Annotated in this window: 7 protein-coding genes, 2 tRNA genes, 2 rRNA genes and 1 riboswitch; of the genes, 10 read left to right on the forward strand and 1 reads right to left on the reverse strand. The window is 51.9% G+C overall.

All coding sequences use genetic code 11. From position 1 onward, the window contains the following. Positions 1-57 precede the first annotated feature (57 nt). From fabR to bglB, 4 genes are all read left to right on the forward strand, one after another. Positions 58-738, forward strand: coding sequence for an HTH-type transcriptional repressor FabR (gene fabR / locus BV494_RS17575; protein ID WP_104924012.1), 681 nt, complete (start codon positions 58-60; stop codon positions 736-738). Beyond that, the gene (locus BV494_RS17580) at positions 713-1,072 is read left to right on the forward strand and encodes a YijD family membrane protein (RefSeq protein ID WP_104924013.1); all 360 of its coding nucleotides are present in this window, start codon (positions 713-715) and stop codon (positions 1,070-1,072) included. Before fabR ends, BV494_RS17580 begins: the two co-directional genes overlap by 26 nt. Positions 1,073-1,385: 313 nt before the next feature. Further along, on the forward strand, positions 1,386-2,972 hold the full coding sequence (locus tag BV494_RS17585) for an MFS transporter (protein ID WP_104924014.1): 1,587 nt from the start codon (positions 1,386-1,388) through the stop codon (positions 2,970-2,972). 29 nt (positions 2,973-3,001) lie between these two features. Beyond that, positions 3,002-4,141 (forward strand): beta-galactosidase BglB, encoded by a 1,140-nt coding sequence (bglB, locus tag BV494_RS17590; RefSeq protein WP_104924835.1) that lies wholly within the window; start codon positions 3,002-3,004, stop codon positions 4,139-4,141. A 66-nt stretch (positions 4,142-4,207) separates the two neighbouring features. On the opposite strand, the gene trmA is transcribed toward bglB, so the two are convergent. Next, positions 4,208-5,308, reverse strand: coding sequence for a tRNA (uridine(54)-C5)-methyltransferase TrmA (trmA, locus tag BV494_RS17595; RefSeq protein WP_101079862.1), 1,101 nt, complete (start codon positions 5,306-5,308; stop codon positions 4,208-4,210). A 141-nt stretch (positions 5,309-5,449) separates the two neighbouring features. Next, positions 5,450-5,723: riboswitch (cobalamin riboswitch) on the forward strand. A gap of 69 nt (positions 5,724-5,792) precedes the next feature. Between trmA and btuB the strand changes: the two genes are divergently transcribed. The 6 genes from btuB (at position 5,793) to BV494_RS17625 (ending at position 13,912) form a co-directional block, all read left to right on the forward strand. Beyond that, positions 5,793-7,655: a TonB-dependent vitamin B12 receptor BtuB gene (btuB, locus tag BV494_RS17600; protein WP_104924015.1), complete on the forward strand. Its 1,863-nt coding sequence runs from the start codon at positions 5,793-5,795 to the stop codon at positions 7,653-7,655. Further along, the gene (gene murI / locus BV494_RS17605; RefSeq protein WP_104924016.1) at positions 7,600-8,481 is read left to right on the forward strand and encodes a glutamate racemase; all 882 of its coding nucleotides are present in this window, start codon (positions 7,600-7,602) and stop codon (positions 8,479-8,481) included. The genes btuB and murI overlap by 56 nt, the downstream gene beginning before the upstream one ends. Positions 8,482-8,884: 403 nt before the next feature. After that, positions 8,885-10,427: ribosomal RNA gene (locus tag BV494_RS17610) — 16S ribosomal RNA — on the forward strand. A gap of 71 nt (positions 10,428-10,498) precedes the next feature. Next, positions 10,499-10,575, forward strand: a tRNA-Ile gene (locus BV494_RS17615). A 135-nt stretch (positions 10,576-10,710) separates the two neighbouring features. Continuing rightward, a tRNA-Ala gene (locus BV494_RS17620) sits at positions 10,711-10,786 on the forward strand. Positions 10,787-11,002: 216 nt separating this feature from the next. After that, a 23S ribosomal RNA gene (locus BV494_RS17625) occupies positions 11,003-13,912 on the forward strand. The 16S and 23S rRNA genes sit together here with 2 tRNA genes alongside, the layout of an rRNA operon. The last annotated feature ends 1 nt before the right edge of the window (position 13,913 follow it).

Raw genomic sequence — 13,913 nt, forward strand, 5'->3', positions numbered from 1 at the left:
TAGTGAAGCAACAACGGGCGAATAATTAATAAGAAGAACATTATCCGGATGAATGTAATGGGCGTAAGAGCACAACAAAAAGAGCGCACGCGTCGCTCACTGGTTGAAGCGGCTTTTAGCCAGCTCAGTGCCGAGCGTAGCTTTGCCAGTCTGAGTTTGCGTGAGGTTTCTCGTGAAGCAGGCATTGCGCCGACGTCCTTTTACAGGCATTTCCGTGACGTGGATGAACTGGGTCTGACGATGGTTGATGAGAGCGGTTTAATGCTGCGTCAGCTGATGCGCCAGGCGCGTCAGCGTATTGCCAAAGGCGGCAGCGTGATCCGCACGTCCGTATCGACGTTCATGGAGTTCATCGGCAACAACCCCAACGCCTTTCGTTTGCTGTTGCGTGAACGTTCCGGCACGTCGTCGGCGTTTCGTGCGGCTGTAGCCCGTGAAATTCAGCATTTTATTGCGGAACTTGCTGACTATCTGCAACTCGAAAACCATATGCCGCGCAGTTTTACCGAAGCGCAGGCCGAAGCGATGGTGATTATTGTTTTCAACGCCGGTGCGGAAGCGCTGGACGTGGATATCGCACAACGCCGCCAGCTGGAAGAGCGTCTGGTGTTGCAGCTGCGTATGATCTCTAAAGGTGCGTATTACTGGTATCGCCGGCAACAGGAAAGAACGGCGGTCACTCCCATTCACACGAAGACCCGAGGTAAAGAAGATGACCGAACAAGCGAACCAGGATAATGGCACTCTGGTTTTGGCTTTGATTGCCGGGCTGTCTATTAATGGCACTTTCGATGCGTTATTCAGCTCCGTCGTCGCGTTTTCGATATTCCCGATAATCGCGCTGGTGTTATCGGTGTACTGCCTGCATGTTCGCTACCACAAAGGCGAAATGCCGAAAGGTTTGCCGGTTCTTGCTGCGGCCTGTTTCCTGCTCGGATTGCTGCTCTACAGCGCTTTTGTCCGCGTGGAATACCCGGAATTAGGGTCAAATTCTTTGCCAACGATGATTTGTGTGGCGCTGGTCTTCTGGATAGGTCTCAAGCTGAAGAAACGTAAATCTGCTGCGCAGTAACCTCCTCATTATTTTATAAAATCAGGCAATCCTCGGGTTGCCTTTTTTATATCCTGCGCCCGGCCGCCCCCTTCCTGTTTTCTTCTGTACTCGTCATTTTTATGAACTGTCATTTCATAAATAATAAACCCATGTTCAATATTTAGATGTTGATCGTACACTTCTTTATTTCTTTGCCATAAAGTCTGTCTGAGTGGCAAAAATCAAAAGGTTTTCATCCGGGCTCCTCGCTAATTTGAATCATGGGCAGACGAAACATTTTCGTTCGCATTCAGCCTACGCCTATAGGTGATTTAACAGAGGCAAGACGGCAATGAAAACACGTAAGATCGGATTCTTTAATTACATCGCCTACGGTTCTGGCGATTTTCTGGGGGCGGGCACCACGGCCCTGACCGCGGCGTGGTTGCTCTACTTCTACACCACGTTTTGTGGCCTCTCGCCCATCGAAGCGACTTTTATCTTTGCCACGGCGCGTGTGCTCGACGCCGTGCTCAGCCCGTTAATGGGTTATCTCACGGATAATTTTGGCAATACCTGGCTCGGAAAACGGTTTGGTCGCCGTAAGTTCTTTATTCTTCTCGGTATTCCCTGCGTGTTCAGCTACAGCTTTATGTGGGTGGGCGACATGGGATATGCGTATTACCTGCTGACGTATCTGCTGTTCGATATCGTTTACACCATGATTCTGGTGCCGTATGAAACGCTGGTGCCGGAAATGACCGACGATTTCAAACAGAAGACCAAATTCTCCGGGGCACGTATCGCGCTGGCGCAGCTTTCGGCCATTCTCGCTGCTTTCCTGCCGGGCATTCTGTTGCAGCACTTCGGCAAAGATAACGCCATTTCCTTCTTCTATTCGAGCTTGGTCTTTGCGGTGATTTGCGCCTTCGTTCTGACCTTGGTGTATTTCTTTACCTGGGAACGGCCGGAAGAACTCAAATCTGAAGCCACGAAGAAAATTGAGCGCGAACGCCAGCAACTGACGCTGGCGCAAAGCCTGAAACGCCTGAAAGTGGAGTTGTCCTCGACGCTGCGTATCAAGATTTTCCGTCAGCATCTGGGGCTGTACCTCGGCGGATATATTGCGCAGGACGTGTTTAACGCCGTCTTTACCTATTACGTGGTGTTTGTGCTGATGCAAAGTGCGTCGATTGCTTCCAATCTCATGGGCATGATGGCGATTCTGCAATTTGTGGCGGTTATCGGCATAATCCCGCTGTGTATCCGTTTCGGACCGGCACCGTCTTATCGTCTTGCTGTGACGTTATTCGGGCTGGCGGCGATTTCTTACGGCGCGCTGTATTACACCGGAATGAACGATTCGATGTCGTTACTGCTGCTGATTTCTGCGCTGGCAGGGCTCGGACGCGGCGGGATCAACTACGTGCCGTGGAATATCTACACCTATATTGCCGATGTCGATGAAACCATCACCGGTCAGCGCCGCGAGGGGATTTTCGCTGGCGTGATGACGCTGACACGCAAAGCCTCGCAGGCCGGTGCTGTGATGCTGGTAGGGATCATTCTGCAACTCGCCGGATTTGTTTCCGGGCAGAGCCAGCAGGTTCCCGCCGTCGGTCATACCATTCTCGGCGTTATGGTGATCGGTTCACTGCTGATGCTCAGCATGGGCTTCATTATTTCACTGTTCTTCCGCCTCAATCAGAAAACGCACGGCGTGCTGACCCGCGAAACGCAGAAAATGCGTGATGCGAACCGCATCGTGCCGGAGAAAATTACGCCGGAAGATCGGGCGACCGTCGAAATGCTGACAGGGATGAAATACGAATCGCTGTGGGGCAACAACAATATTGGTTATCTGCATCGTCATAATCCGCCACCTGAAAAGCTGACCCGTGAAAATGCCGCCGAAATTCCGGCACAGGGACGTTTGTAATTTTGGTGAACATTTATCAGGAGAACACCATGAAAGTTTTTGAAGTGAAACACAGCGCGCTTTTACGTCAGCCGGAACATTTCATTTCGCGCAATGAGCTGAAAGCGCTGATCCACAATGTGACGGACAATCTGGTGAATATCGAAGATAAAACCGGTGAGTTCTTGTTAAGGCTCGACGACGGCCGCGTCATTGACACCAAAGGCTGGGCGGGCTGGGAATGGACGCACGGCATCGGGCTTTACGGCATCTATCAGTATTATCAGCAGACCGGCGACGAGAAAATGCGTGCGGTGATCGACGACTGGTTTACTGCGCGTCTGGCCGAAGGCACGCCGACGAAAAACGTGAATACCATGAGTCCGTTCCTGACGCTGGCTTATCGTTATGAAGAAACCGGTAATGCAGTATGGCGGCCTTATCTGGAGCGCTGGGCGGAATGGGTGATGTATGAAATGCCGCGCACCGATAATGGTGCGATGCAGCACATCGTTTATAACAACGAAAACCATCAGCAAATGTGGGATGACACGCTGATGATGAGCGTGCTGCCGCTGGCAAAAATCGGGAAACTGTTGGATCGGCCTGAGTTTGTGGAAGAAGCGACATATCAGTTTCTGGTTCACGTTCAGTATCTGATGGATCGCGAAACGAGCCTTTGGTTCCACGGCTGGACGTTCGATGGTCATCATAATTTTGCGCAGGCGCGCTGGGCTCGCGGAAACAGCTGGCTGACGATTGCCATTCCTGAATTCCTTGAACTGGTGGATTTGCCGGAAAATAACGCGACCCGCCGCTATTTGTTACAGGTGCTGGAAAGCCAGGTCAGCGCGCTGGCGAAATGTCAGGATAACAGCGGTTTGTGGCATACACTGCTCGACGATCCGCAGTCCTATCTCGAAAGCTCAGCCACCGCCGGTTTTGCCTACGGAATATTGAAAGCGGTGCGTAAGCGTTATATCGATGCGTCTTATGCGCCGGTGGCGGAGAAAGCGATTCAGGGCGTGATCAAACACATCAATCCGGCAGGGGAACTGACACAAACGTCTTTCGGCACGGCGATGGGGTCTGATCTGGATTTCTATCGGGAAATCGCGCTGACTTCCATGCCTTACGGGCAGGCGATGGCGATTCTGTGTCTGTCAGAATATCTGCGGGTTTATCTCTGAGATTGACGGTACAGAAAGGGAAACGGGCACGCCGGGGTGCCCGTTTTCATGTTTAACGCGGCTGAATCAGATCTTTTCCAGCAGAACGCCGGATTCCATATGATGGGTATACGGGAACTGATCGAACAACGCCAGACGCGTCACGCGGTGTGTCTGGCTCAGGGTTTCCAGATTCGCACACAGCGTTTCCGGGTTGCAGGAGATATAAAGGATGCGTTCGTAGCCCTGCACCATTTTCACGGTTTCATCATCCAGACCGCTGCGCGGTGGATCGACGAAAATCGTGTTGCATTCATACCCGCTTAAATCCACATCCTGCAAACGACGGAATTCACGCACGCCGTTCAGCGCCTGAGTAAAATCTTCAGCCGCCATGCGGATAATCTGCACGTTATCAATATGGTTTGCCGCAATGTTGAACTGCGCTGCTGCGACCGACGGTTTGGCGATTTCGGTTGCCAGCACGCGGCGGAAATTGCGCGCCAGAGCCAGCGAGAAGTTGCCGTTGCCGCAATACAGTTCGAGCAAATCGCCAGTGGAGTTTTCCGTGGCCTTCAGCGCCCATTCCAGCATCTGAATGTTCATCTCAGCGTTTGGCTGTGTGAAGCTGTTTTCCACCTGACGATAAATCATATCGCGCCCGCCAACCGGCAGAACTTCATCAACATAATCCTGATCCAGCATGATTTTGGTTTTGGCTGCACGGCCAATCAGCTGGATATCAAAACCGTCGGCACGCAGCTGGTCGCGCAGGATTGTCGCGGACTTCTGCCATTCTTCATCAAGCTTACGGTGGTAGAGCAACGATGCGATGATTTTGCCGCTGCGGGTCGAAAGATAGTCGATCTGGAAGATCTTACGGCGCAGCGCCGGATCTTGTTTCACGGCGCTGATCAGCACCGGCATCAGACGGTTAATCAGCTCGCTGGCCGCCGGGAACTGGTCGACGCGCACGCGGGCTTTGGTCTGCTGATCAAACATGATGTGGTACAGGTCGCCTTCATCATGCCAAACGCGGAATTCGGCACGCATGCGGTAATGGCTGACAGGAGAACGAAAAACGTCAGGCTGCGGCGCATTAAAAGGCGACATCATCGCCGTGAGACGTGCGGTCTTTTCCGCCAGCTGGTCGTCATATTGTTCAATGGGCAGGTTTTCAGGCGTCATCGGTTATCTCGTCTAACAGGGAATAAAGGGGCGAACTTTGCGGGGGATTGTAGGGAATGTCCTCATTATGTCCAGTCCTGTCGTCTTTTTAGCAGTAACGCTGTTTCTCAACGATGGATGTCTGGATTTCCAAATGGGTTGATCGTAGGATTGCCCATCGGCCTCATTGACTGAGTTAAAAGGGAATCTGGTGTGAATCCGGAACTGGCGCGCAGCGGTATGGGGAAATCACGGCGATAGCATTCTTTATTATGCAGACACTGTTTTCTTCTTCTCTATATAGATAAGAAAGAAGGAATGGGAAGTCATCGCCCGGTGCAGATATTTGAATTACGCCTCTTGTCTTGAATAAGTCGTGTAGTGAATAAGCCTGCAAATCCTAAGTCCGAAAACCTGCCGATGTTACGTCGCATTGTTCACTGTCGTCGCGAAAACGACAGCGTCTTTCTGCGGCATCCGCCAATTAAGTTTGGATGCTCGATTCATGACAATTAAAAAGCATGTGCTGCTGACGGCATTATCCGTCACGGCTTTTTCAGGGTGGGCGCAAGACAGCACTTCCACAAACAGCAGTGATAACCTGGTTGTCACGGCTAATCGTTTTCCACAGCCGGTTTCTTCTGTATTAGCCCCGACGGATGTCGTGACACGCGAGGATATCGACCGCTGGCAGTCAAAATCTGTCGCTGACGTCCTTCGTCGTTTACCGGGCGTCGATATTGCCCAGAATGGCGGAATGGGGCAGCAGACGTCTTTATTTGTTCGCGGTACCAGCTCCAGCCACACTTTGGTGTTAATCGACGGCGTTCGACTGAATCAGGCCGGGATTTCCGGTTCTGCGGATATTAGCCAGATTCCTCTCTCATTAGTTCAGCGTATTGAGTTTATTCGCGGGCCACGTTCAGCAGTTTATGGTTCTGACGCAATCGGCGGCGTTGTTAACATTATTACGACGCGCGATAAAGACGGTACAACGCTCGGCGCGGGTATCGGCTCAAACGGTTATCAGAACTACAACGGTTCCACGCAGCAGAAGCTGGGTGAGAACACCACGGTGACGGCGGCGGGTGATTACACCTATACGCGCGGCATTGACGTTGTGGCTGATGGCAATACGGGCGGCGTTCCGCAGCCAGACCGCGACGGGTTCATGAGTAAAACGCTCTATCTGGCGCTGCAACATGAGTTTAATGACGATATCAGCGGTTTTGCGCGGGCTTACGGTTATGACAACCGCACTGCGTATGATGCCTATTACACACCAGGCAGTGCGCTTATCGATACCCGCCAGCTTTACAGCCGTACATACGACACCGGTCTGCGTTATCAGAACGGCATTTATGCCACGCAGTTAATCGGCAGCTACAGCCACGTCAAAGACTATAACTACGATCCGAAATACGGCCCGTACGATTCCTCTGCTTCGCTCGATGACTCTGATCAATACAACGTGCAATGGGGCAACACCTTGCAGGTATGGAAAGGGGAAGTCAGCGCAGGGCTGGACTGGCAGAAACTGACCACTGAGCCGGGCACCAGTTATCTCGCCGATGGCTATGACCAGCACAACACCGGCGTTTATCTGACAACGCAGCAGAAAATCAGTGATTTCACGCTGGAAGGCGCGGTGCGTAGCGATGATAACTCGCAGTTTGGTCAGCACACGACCTGGCAAAGCAGCGCGGCATGGGAATTCATTGACGGCTATCGCCTGATTGCCTCTTACGGCACAGCGTACAAATCACCGAATCTGAGCCAGCTTTACAGCAGCTACTATGGCAACCCAGATCTGAAGCCAGAAGAAAGTAAGCAATGGGAAGGGGGACTGGAAGGTCTGACGGGGCCTCTGGACTGGCGCTTATCAGTCTATCGTAACGACATAGACCAGATGATCGATTACGACAGTTCGACCAGCCGTTATTACAACATCGGGAAAGCGACAATTAAAGGCGTCGAATGGACGGGTTCCTTTGATACGGGCCCGTTGCGCCACCAGATTACTTTGGAATATCTCGACCCACGTAATGCCGAAACCAACGAAATTCTGGTTCGCCGTGCCAAGCAGCAGGCGAAATACCAGATTGATTGGAATATCGCCGACATCGACTGGTCGATCAATTACCAGTATCTGGGCCAACGTTACGATACTGACTACGGTTCGTACCCTTATCAGACGGTTAAGCTCGGCGGTGTCAGCCTGTGGGATCTCGCCGCGTCATATCCGGTCACCTCACACCTGACAGTTCGTGGTAGAATTGCCAACCTCTTAGATAAAGATTACGAGACGGTTTATGGCTACGAAACACCAGGACGTGAGTACTATCTCTCTGGAAGCTATACCTTCTGATACAACACGAGTCCCTGACCGCCCGACGGTGCTGGTTTTCGATTCCGGCGTCGGCGGGTTGTCGGTTTATCATGAGGTCCGGCAGATGTTGCCGGACCTGCATTACATTTATGCTTTCGATAATGTGGCTTTCCCATACGGTGAAAAGTCCGAAGCATTTATCGTTGAGCGCGTCGTCGAGATTGTCAGCGCCGTCGCGAAGCGCCATCCCCTCTCTATTATCGTCATAGCCTGTAACACGGCGAGCACCGTTTCCCTTCCTGCATTGCGCGCCAAATTCAGTTGTCCTGTCGTCGGCGTGGTTCCGGCTATAAAACCTGCGGCGAAATTAACGCGCAACGGGGTTGTCGGATTGCTGGCAACGCGCGCGACGGTTCAGCGTCCTTATACCCATGATCTGGTGGCACGTTTTGCGACGGATTGTCAGATTCTGATGCTGGGGTCAGCCGAGCTGGTCGAACTGGCAGAAGCGAAGCTGCATGGCGAAGAAGTTTCACTGGCTGCGCTGAGGAAAATCCTGCATCCGTGGCTGCGTTTGCGCGAACCGCCGGACACCGTAGTATTAGGTTGCACGCATTTCCCGCTGCTTTCACAAGAGTTGTCACAGGTTTTACCCGACGGCACGCGTATGATCGACTCCGGTTCTGCGATTGCACGCCGCGCACATTGGTTAATTGAGACCTCTCACGTGCCGATTCCACAAATAAATCCGGAAGTTGAAATAGAGAGTGTGGCGTATTGCATGGCGATGACGGCTGAGGCGCAAAGTTTGCTGCCTGTTTTGCAGTCATATGGCTTCAGAAGTATCCAGGAATTGCCGCTTTAAACGCCATTTGATGAAAGATTCAGCGGTCAGTAAATTATTTGTATTTTAGGGGTTGCGGCCTTCTGAGAACTCCCTATAATGCGCCTCCACTGACCGGGAACAACGACTGACAAGTCGCTCGGCCAGGAAGAGAAAAAGATGAAAGTTCGAATGAATAATCTCTTGACTCTTCAGCGGGAAAACGTAATATACGCCTCCCGCGCCGCATAAGATTCCTTGCGAACCGCGGCATGCTCTTTAACAATTTATCAGACAATCTGTGTGGGCACTCACAAGACGATATCAGCCACCTCGGTGGCAAAAAATATCAAGTCTTAGAGTGACCAAGCAGTAATTCATTTAGTGAATTATTACGAAAGTAAACTTTGAGCACCGCTTAACTTGTTTAAGCAAATCGAACTTTTAATTGAAGAGTTTGATCATGGCTCAGATTGAACGCTGGCGGCAGGCCTAACACATGCAAGTCGAGCGGTAGCACAGGAGAGCTTGCTCTCTGGGTGACGAGCGGCGGACGGGTGAGTAATGTCTGGGAAACTGCCTGATGGAGGGGGATAACTACTGGAAACGGTAGCTAATACCGCATGATGTCGCAAGACCAAAGTGGGGGACCTTCGGGCCTCACGCCATCGGATGTGCCCAGATGGGATTAGCTAGTAGGTGAGGTAATGGCTCACCTAGGCGACGATCCCTAGCTGGTCTGAGAGGATGACCAGCCACACTGGAACTGAGACACGGTCCAGACTCCTACGGGAGGCAGCAGTGGGGAATATTGCACAATGGGCGCAAGCCTGATGCAGCCATGCCGCGTGTGTGAAGAAGGCCTTAGGGTTGTAAAGCACTTTCAGCGAGGAGGAAGGGCAGTGTGTTAATAGCACGCTGCATTGACGTTACTCGCAGAAGAAGCACCGGCTAACTCCGTGCCAGCAGCCGCGGTAATACGGAGGGTGCAAGCGTTAATCGGAATTACTGGGCGTAAAGCGCACGCAGGCGGTTTGTTAAGTCAGATGTGAAATCCCCGAGCTTAACTTGGGAACTGCATTTGAAACTGGCAAGCTAGAGTCTTGTAGAGGGGGGTAGAATTCCAGGTGTAGCGGTGAAATGCGTAGAGATCTGGAGGAATACCGGTGGCGAAGGCGGCCCCCTGGACAAAGACTGACGCTCAGGTGCGAAAGCGTGGGGAGCAAACAGGATTAGATACCCTGGTAGTCCACGCTGTAAACGATGTCGACTTGGAGGTTGTGCCCTTGAGGCGTGGCTTCCGGAGCTAACGCGTTAAGTCGACCGCCTGGGGAGTACGGCCGCAAGGTTAAAACTCAAATGAATTGACGGGGGCCCGCACAAGCGGTGGAGCATGTGGTTTAATTCGATGCAACGCGAAGAACCTTACCTACTCTTGACATCCAGAGAATTCGCTAGAGATAGCTTAGTGCCTTCGGGAACTCTGAGACAGGTGCTGCATGGCTGTCGTCAGCTCGTGTTGTGAAATGTTGGGTTAAGTCCCGCAACGAGCGCAACCCTTATCCTTTGTTGCCAGCGAGTAATGTCGGGAACTCAAAGGAGACTGCCGGTGATAAACCGGAGGAAGGTGGGGATGACGTCAAGTCATCATGGCCCTTACGAGTAGGGCTACACACGTGCTACAATGGCATATACAAAGAGAAGCGAACTCGCGAGAGCAAGCGGACCTCATAAAGTATGTCGTAGTCCGGATTGGAGTCTGCAACTCGACTCCATGAAGTCGGAATCGCTAGTAATCGTAGATCAGAATGCTACGGTGAATACGTTCCCGGGCCTTGTACACACCGCCCGTCACACCATGGGAGTGGGTTGCAAAAGAAGTAGGTAGCTTAACCTTCGGGAGGGCGCTTACCACTTTGTGATTCATGACTGGGGTGAAGTCGTAACAAGGTAACCGTAGGGGAACCTGCGGTTGGATCACCTCCTTACCTCAAGATACGCATTGTGCAGTGTCCACACAGATTGTCTGATAGAAAGTAACGAGCAGAAATACCTTAATAGGCTTGTAGCTCAGGTGGTTAGAGCGCACCCCTGATAAGGGTGAGGTCGGTGGTTCAAGTCCACTCAGGCCTACCAATTCGTCCTCATGCCGCGTTGTCATCATATTCGTTTGCACAAGCAAACTTCATATGACTCCGCCTTGCCTGAGAACAAATTGGCTAACTCATCAGCTGATGTGTTAGTGATTAAGGTATCTGTAAGTGACTGTATGGGGCTATAGCTCAGCTGGGAGAGCGCCTGCCTTGCACGCAGGAGGTCAGCGGTTCGATCCCGCTTAGCTCCACCATTACCGTACAGCCTTTAAATAATACTTCAGAGTGTATTGGAAACAGTATGCTGCGAAGTATTTTGCTCTTTAACAATCTGGAACAAGCTGAAAAATTGAAAGTTTACAGCTGAACATCACTCTCCGTAGAAGTACTGAGTGGTGATTCTGTCTGTAACAGAGTCTCTCAAATAATCGCAGCGCGATGATGTCTTTTAAGACACCTTCGGGTTGTGAGGTTAAGCGACTAAGCGTACACGGTGGATGCCTAGGCAGTCAGAGGCGATGAAGGGCGTGCTAATCTGCGAAAAGCGTCGGTAAGGTGATATGAACCGTAATAACCGACGATACCCGAATGGGGAAACCCAGTGTGTTTCGACACATTATCATTACATGAATACATAGTGTAATGAGGCGAACCGGGGGAACTGAAACATCTAAGTACCCCGAGGAAAAGAAATCAACCGAGATTCCCCCAGTAGCGGCGAGCGAACGGGGAAGAGCCCAGAACCTGAATCAGGGTATGTGTTAGTGGAAGCGTCTGGAAAGTCGCACAGTATAGGGTGATAGTCCCGTACACAAAAATGCATACGTTGTGAGTTCGATGAGTAGGGCGGGACACGTGACATCCTGTCTGAATATGGGGGGACCATCCTCCAAGGCTAAATACTCCTGACTGACCGATAGTGAACCAGTACCGTGAGGGAAAGGCGAAAAGAACCCCGGCGAGGGGAGTGAAATAGAACCTGAAACCGTGTACGTACAAGCAGTGGGAGCCTCCTTTGTGGGGTGACTGCGTACCTTTTGTATAATGGGTCAGCGACTTATATTTTGTAGCAAGGTTAACCGTATAGGGGAGCCGTAGGGAAACCGAGTCTTAACTGGGCGTCAAGTTGCAAGGTATAGACCCGAAACCCGGTGATCTAGCCATGGGCAGGTTGAAGGTTGGGTAACACTAACTGGAGGACCGAACCGACTAATGTTGAAAAATTAGCGGATGACTTGTGGCTGGGGGTGAAAGGCCAATCAAACCGGGAGATAGCTGGTTCTCCCCGAAAGCTATTTAGGTAGCGCCTCGTGAACTCATCTTCGGGGGTAGAGCACTGTTTCGACTAGGGGGCCATCCCGGCTTACCAACTCGATGCAAACTACGAATACCGAAGAATGTTATCACGGGAGACACACGGCGGGTGCTAACGTCCGTCGTGAAGAGGGAAACAACCCAGACCGCCAGCTAAGGTCCCAAAGTCATGGTTAAGTGGGAAACGATGTGGGAAGGCATAGACAGCCAGGATGTTGGCTTAGAAGCAGCCATCATTTAAAGAAAGCGTAATAGCTCACTGGTCGAGTCGGCCTGCGCGGAAGATGTAACGGGGCTAAACCATGCACCGAAGCTGCGGCAGCGACGCTTATGCGTTGTTGGGTAGGGGAGCGTTCTGTAAGCCGTCGAAGGTGGTCTGTGAGGGCTGCTGGAGGTATCAGAAGTGCGAATGCTGACATAAGTAACGATAATGCGGGTGAAAAACCCGCACGCCGGAAGACCAAGGGTTCCTGTCCAACGTTAATCGGGGCAGGGTGAGTCGACCCCTAAGGCGAGGCTGAAAAGCGTAGTCGATGGGAAGCTGGTTAATATTCCAGCACTTGGTGTTACTGCGAAGGGGGGACGGAGAAGGCTAGGCTAGCCGGGCGACGGTTGTCCCGGTTCAAGCGTGTAGGGGGGAAGAGTTGGTAAATCCGCTTTTCTGTATAACCCTGAGGCGTGATAACGAGCCACTACGGTGGTGAAGTAGTTGATGCCATGCTTCCAGGAAAAGCCTCTAAGCTCCAGGTAACACGAAATCGTACCCCAAACCGACACAGGTGGTCAGGTAGAGAATACTCAGGCGCTTGAGAGAACTCGGGTGAAGGAACTAGGCAAAATGGTGCCGTAACTTCGGGAGAAGGCACGCTGGCGCGTAGGTGAAGGGACTTGCTCCCGGAGCTGAATCCAGTCGAAGATACCAGCTGGCTGCAACTGTTTAATAAAAACACAGCACTGTGCAAACACGAAAGTGGACGTATACGGTGTGACGCCTGCCCGGTGCCGGAAGGTTAATTGATGGGGTTAGCAGCAATGCGAAGCTCTTGATCGAAGCCCCGGTAAACGGCGGCCGTAACTATAACGGTCCTAAGGTAGCGAAATTCCTTGTCGGGTAAGTTCCGACCTGCACGAATGGCGTAATGATGGCCAGGCTGTCTCCACCCGAGACTCAGTGAAATTGAACTCGCTGTGAAGATGCAGTGTACCCGCGGCAAGACGGAAAGACCCCGTGAACCTTTACTATAGCTTGACACTGAACATTGAGCCTTGATGTGTAGGATAGGTGGGAGGCTTTGAAGCGAGGACGCCAGTTCTTGTGGAGCCAACCTTGAAATACCACCCTTTAATGTTTGATGTTCTAACTCGGCCCCGTAATCCGGGGTGAGGACAGTGTCTGGTGGGTAGTTTGACTGGGGCGGTCTCCTCCTAAAGAGTAACGGAGGAGCACGAAGGTTAGCTAATCACGGTCGGACATCGTGAGGTTAGTGCAATGGCATAAGCTAGCTTGACTGCGAGAGTGACGGCTCGAGCAGGTACGAAAGTAGGTCATAGTGATCCGGTGGTTCTGAATGGAAGGGCCATCGCTCAACGGATAAAAGGTACTCCGGGGATAACAGGCTGATACCGCCCAAGAGTTCATATCGACGGCGGTGTTTGGCACCTCGATGTCGGCTCATCACATCCTGGGGCTGAAGTAGGTCCCAAGGGTACGGCTGTTCGCCGTTTAAAGTGGTACGCGAGCTGGGTTTAGAACGTCGTGAGACAGTTCGGTCCCTATCTGCCGTGGGCGTTGGAAGATTGAGAGGGGCTGCTCCTAGTACGAGAGGACCGGAGTGGACGCATCACTGGTGTTCGGGTTGTCATGCCAATGGCATTGCCCGGTAGCTAAATGCGGAAAAGATAAGCGCTGAAAGCATCTAAGCGCGAAACTTGCCTCGAGATGAGTCTTCCCTGTGGCTTTAAGCCACCTGAAGGGACGTTTAAGACTAAGACGTTGATAGGCTGGGTGTGTAAGTGCAGCGATGCATTGAGCTAACCAGTACTAATGACCCGAGAGGCTTAACCTTA

It is taken from the genome of Rahnella sikkimica (assembly GCF_002951615.1).
GTDB classification, from domain to species: domain Bacteria; phylum Pseudomonadota; class Gammaproteobacteria; order Enterobacterales; family Enterobacteriaceae; genus Rahnella; species Rahnella sikkimica.

Bases quoted from the DNA above. Each gene is read 5' to 3' on its own strand.
- fabR (WP_104924012.1), top strand. From the start codon at position 58: ATGGGCGTAAGAGCACAACAAAAAGAGCGCACGCGTCGCTCACTGGTT.
- bglB (WP_104924835.1), top strand. From the start codon at position 3,002: ATGAAAGTTTTTGAAGTGAAACACAGCGCGCTTTTACGTCAGCCGGAA.
- murI (WP_104924016.1), top strand. From the start codon at position 7,600: ATGGCTACGAAACACCAGGACGTGAGTACTATCTCTCTGGAAGCTATA.
- trmA (WP_101079862.1), bottom strand. From the start codon at position 5,308: ATGACGCCTGAAAACCTGCCCATTGAACAATATGACGACCAGCTGGCG.
- BV494_RS17585 (WP_104924014.1), top strand. From the start codon at position 1,386: ATGAAAACACGTAAGATCGGATTCTTTAATTACATCGCCTACGGTTCT.
- btuB (WP_104924015.1), top strand. From the start codon at position 5,793: ATGACAATTAAAAAGCATGTGCTGCTGACGGCATTATCCGTCACGGCT.
- BV494_RS17580 (WP_104924013.1), top strand. From the start codon at position 713: ATGACCGAACAAGCGAACCAGGATAATGGCACTCTGGTTTTGGCTTTG.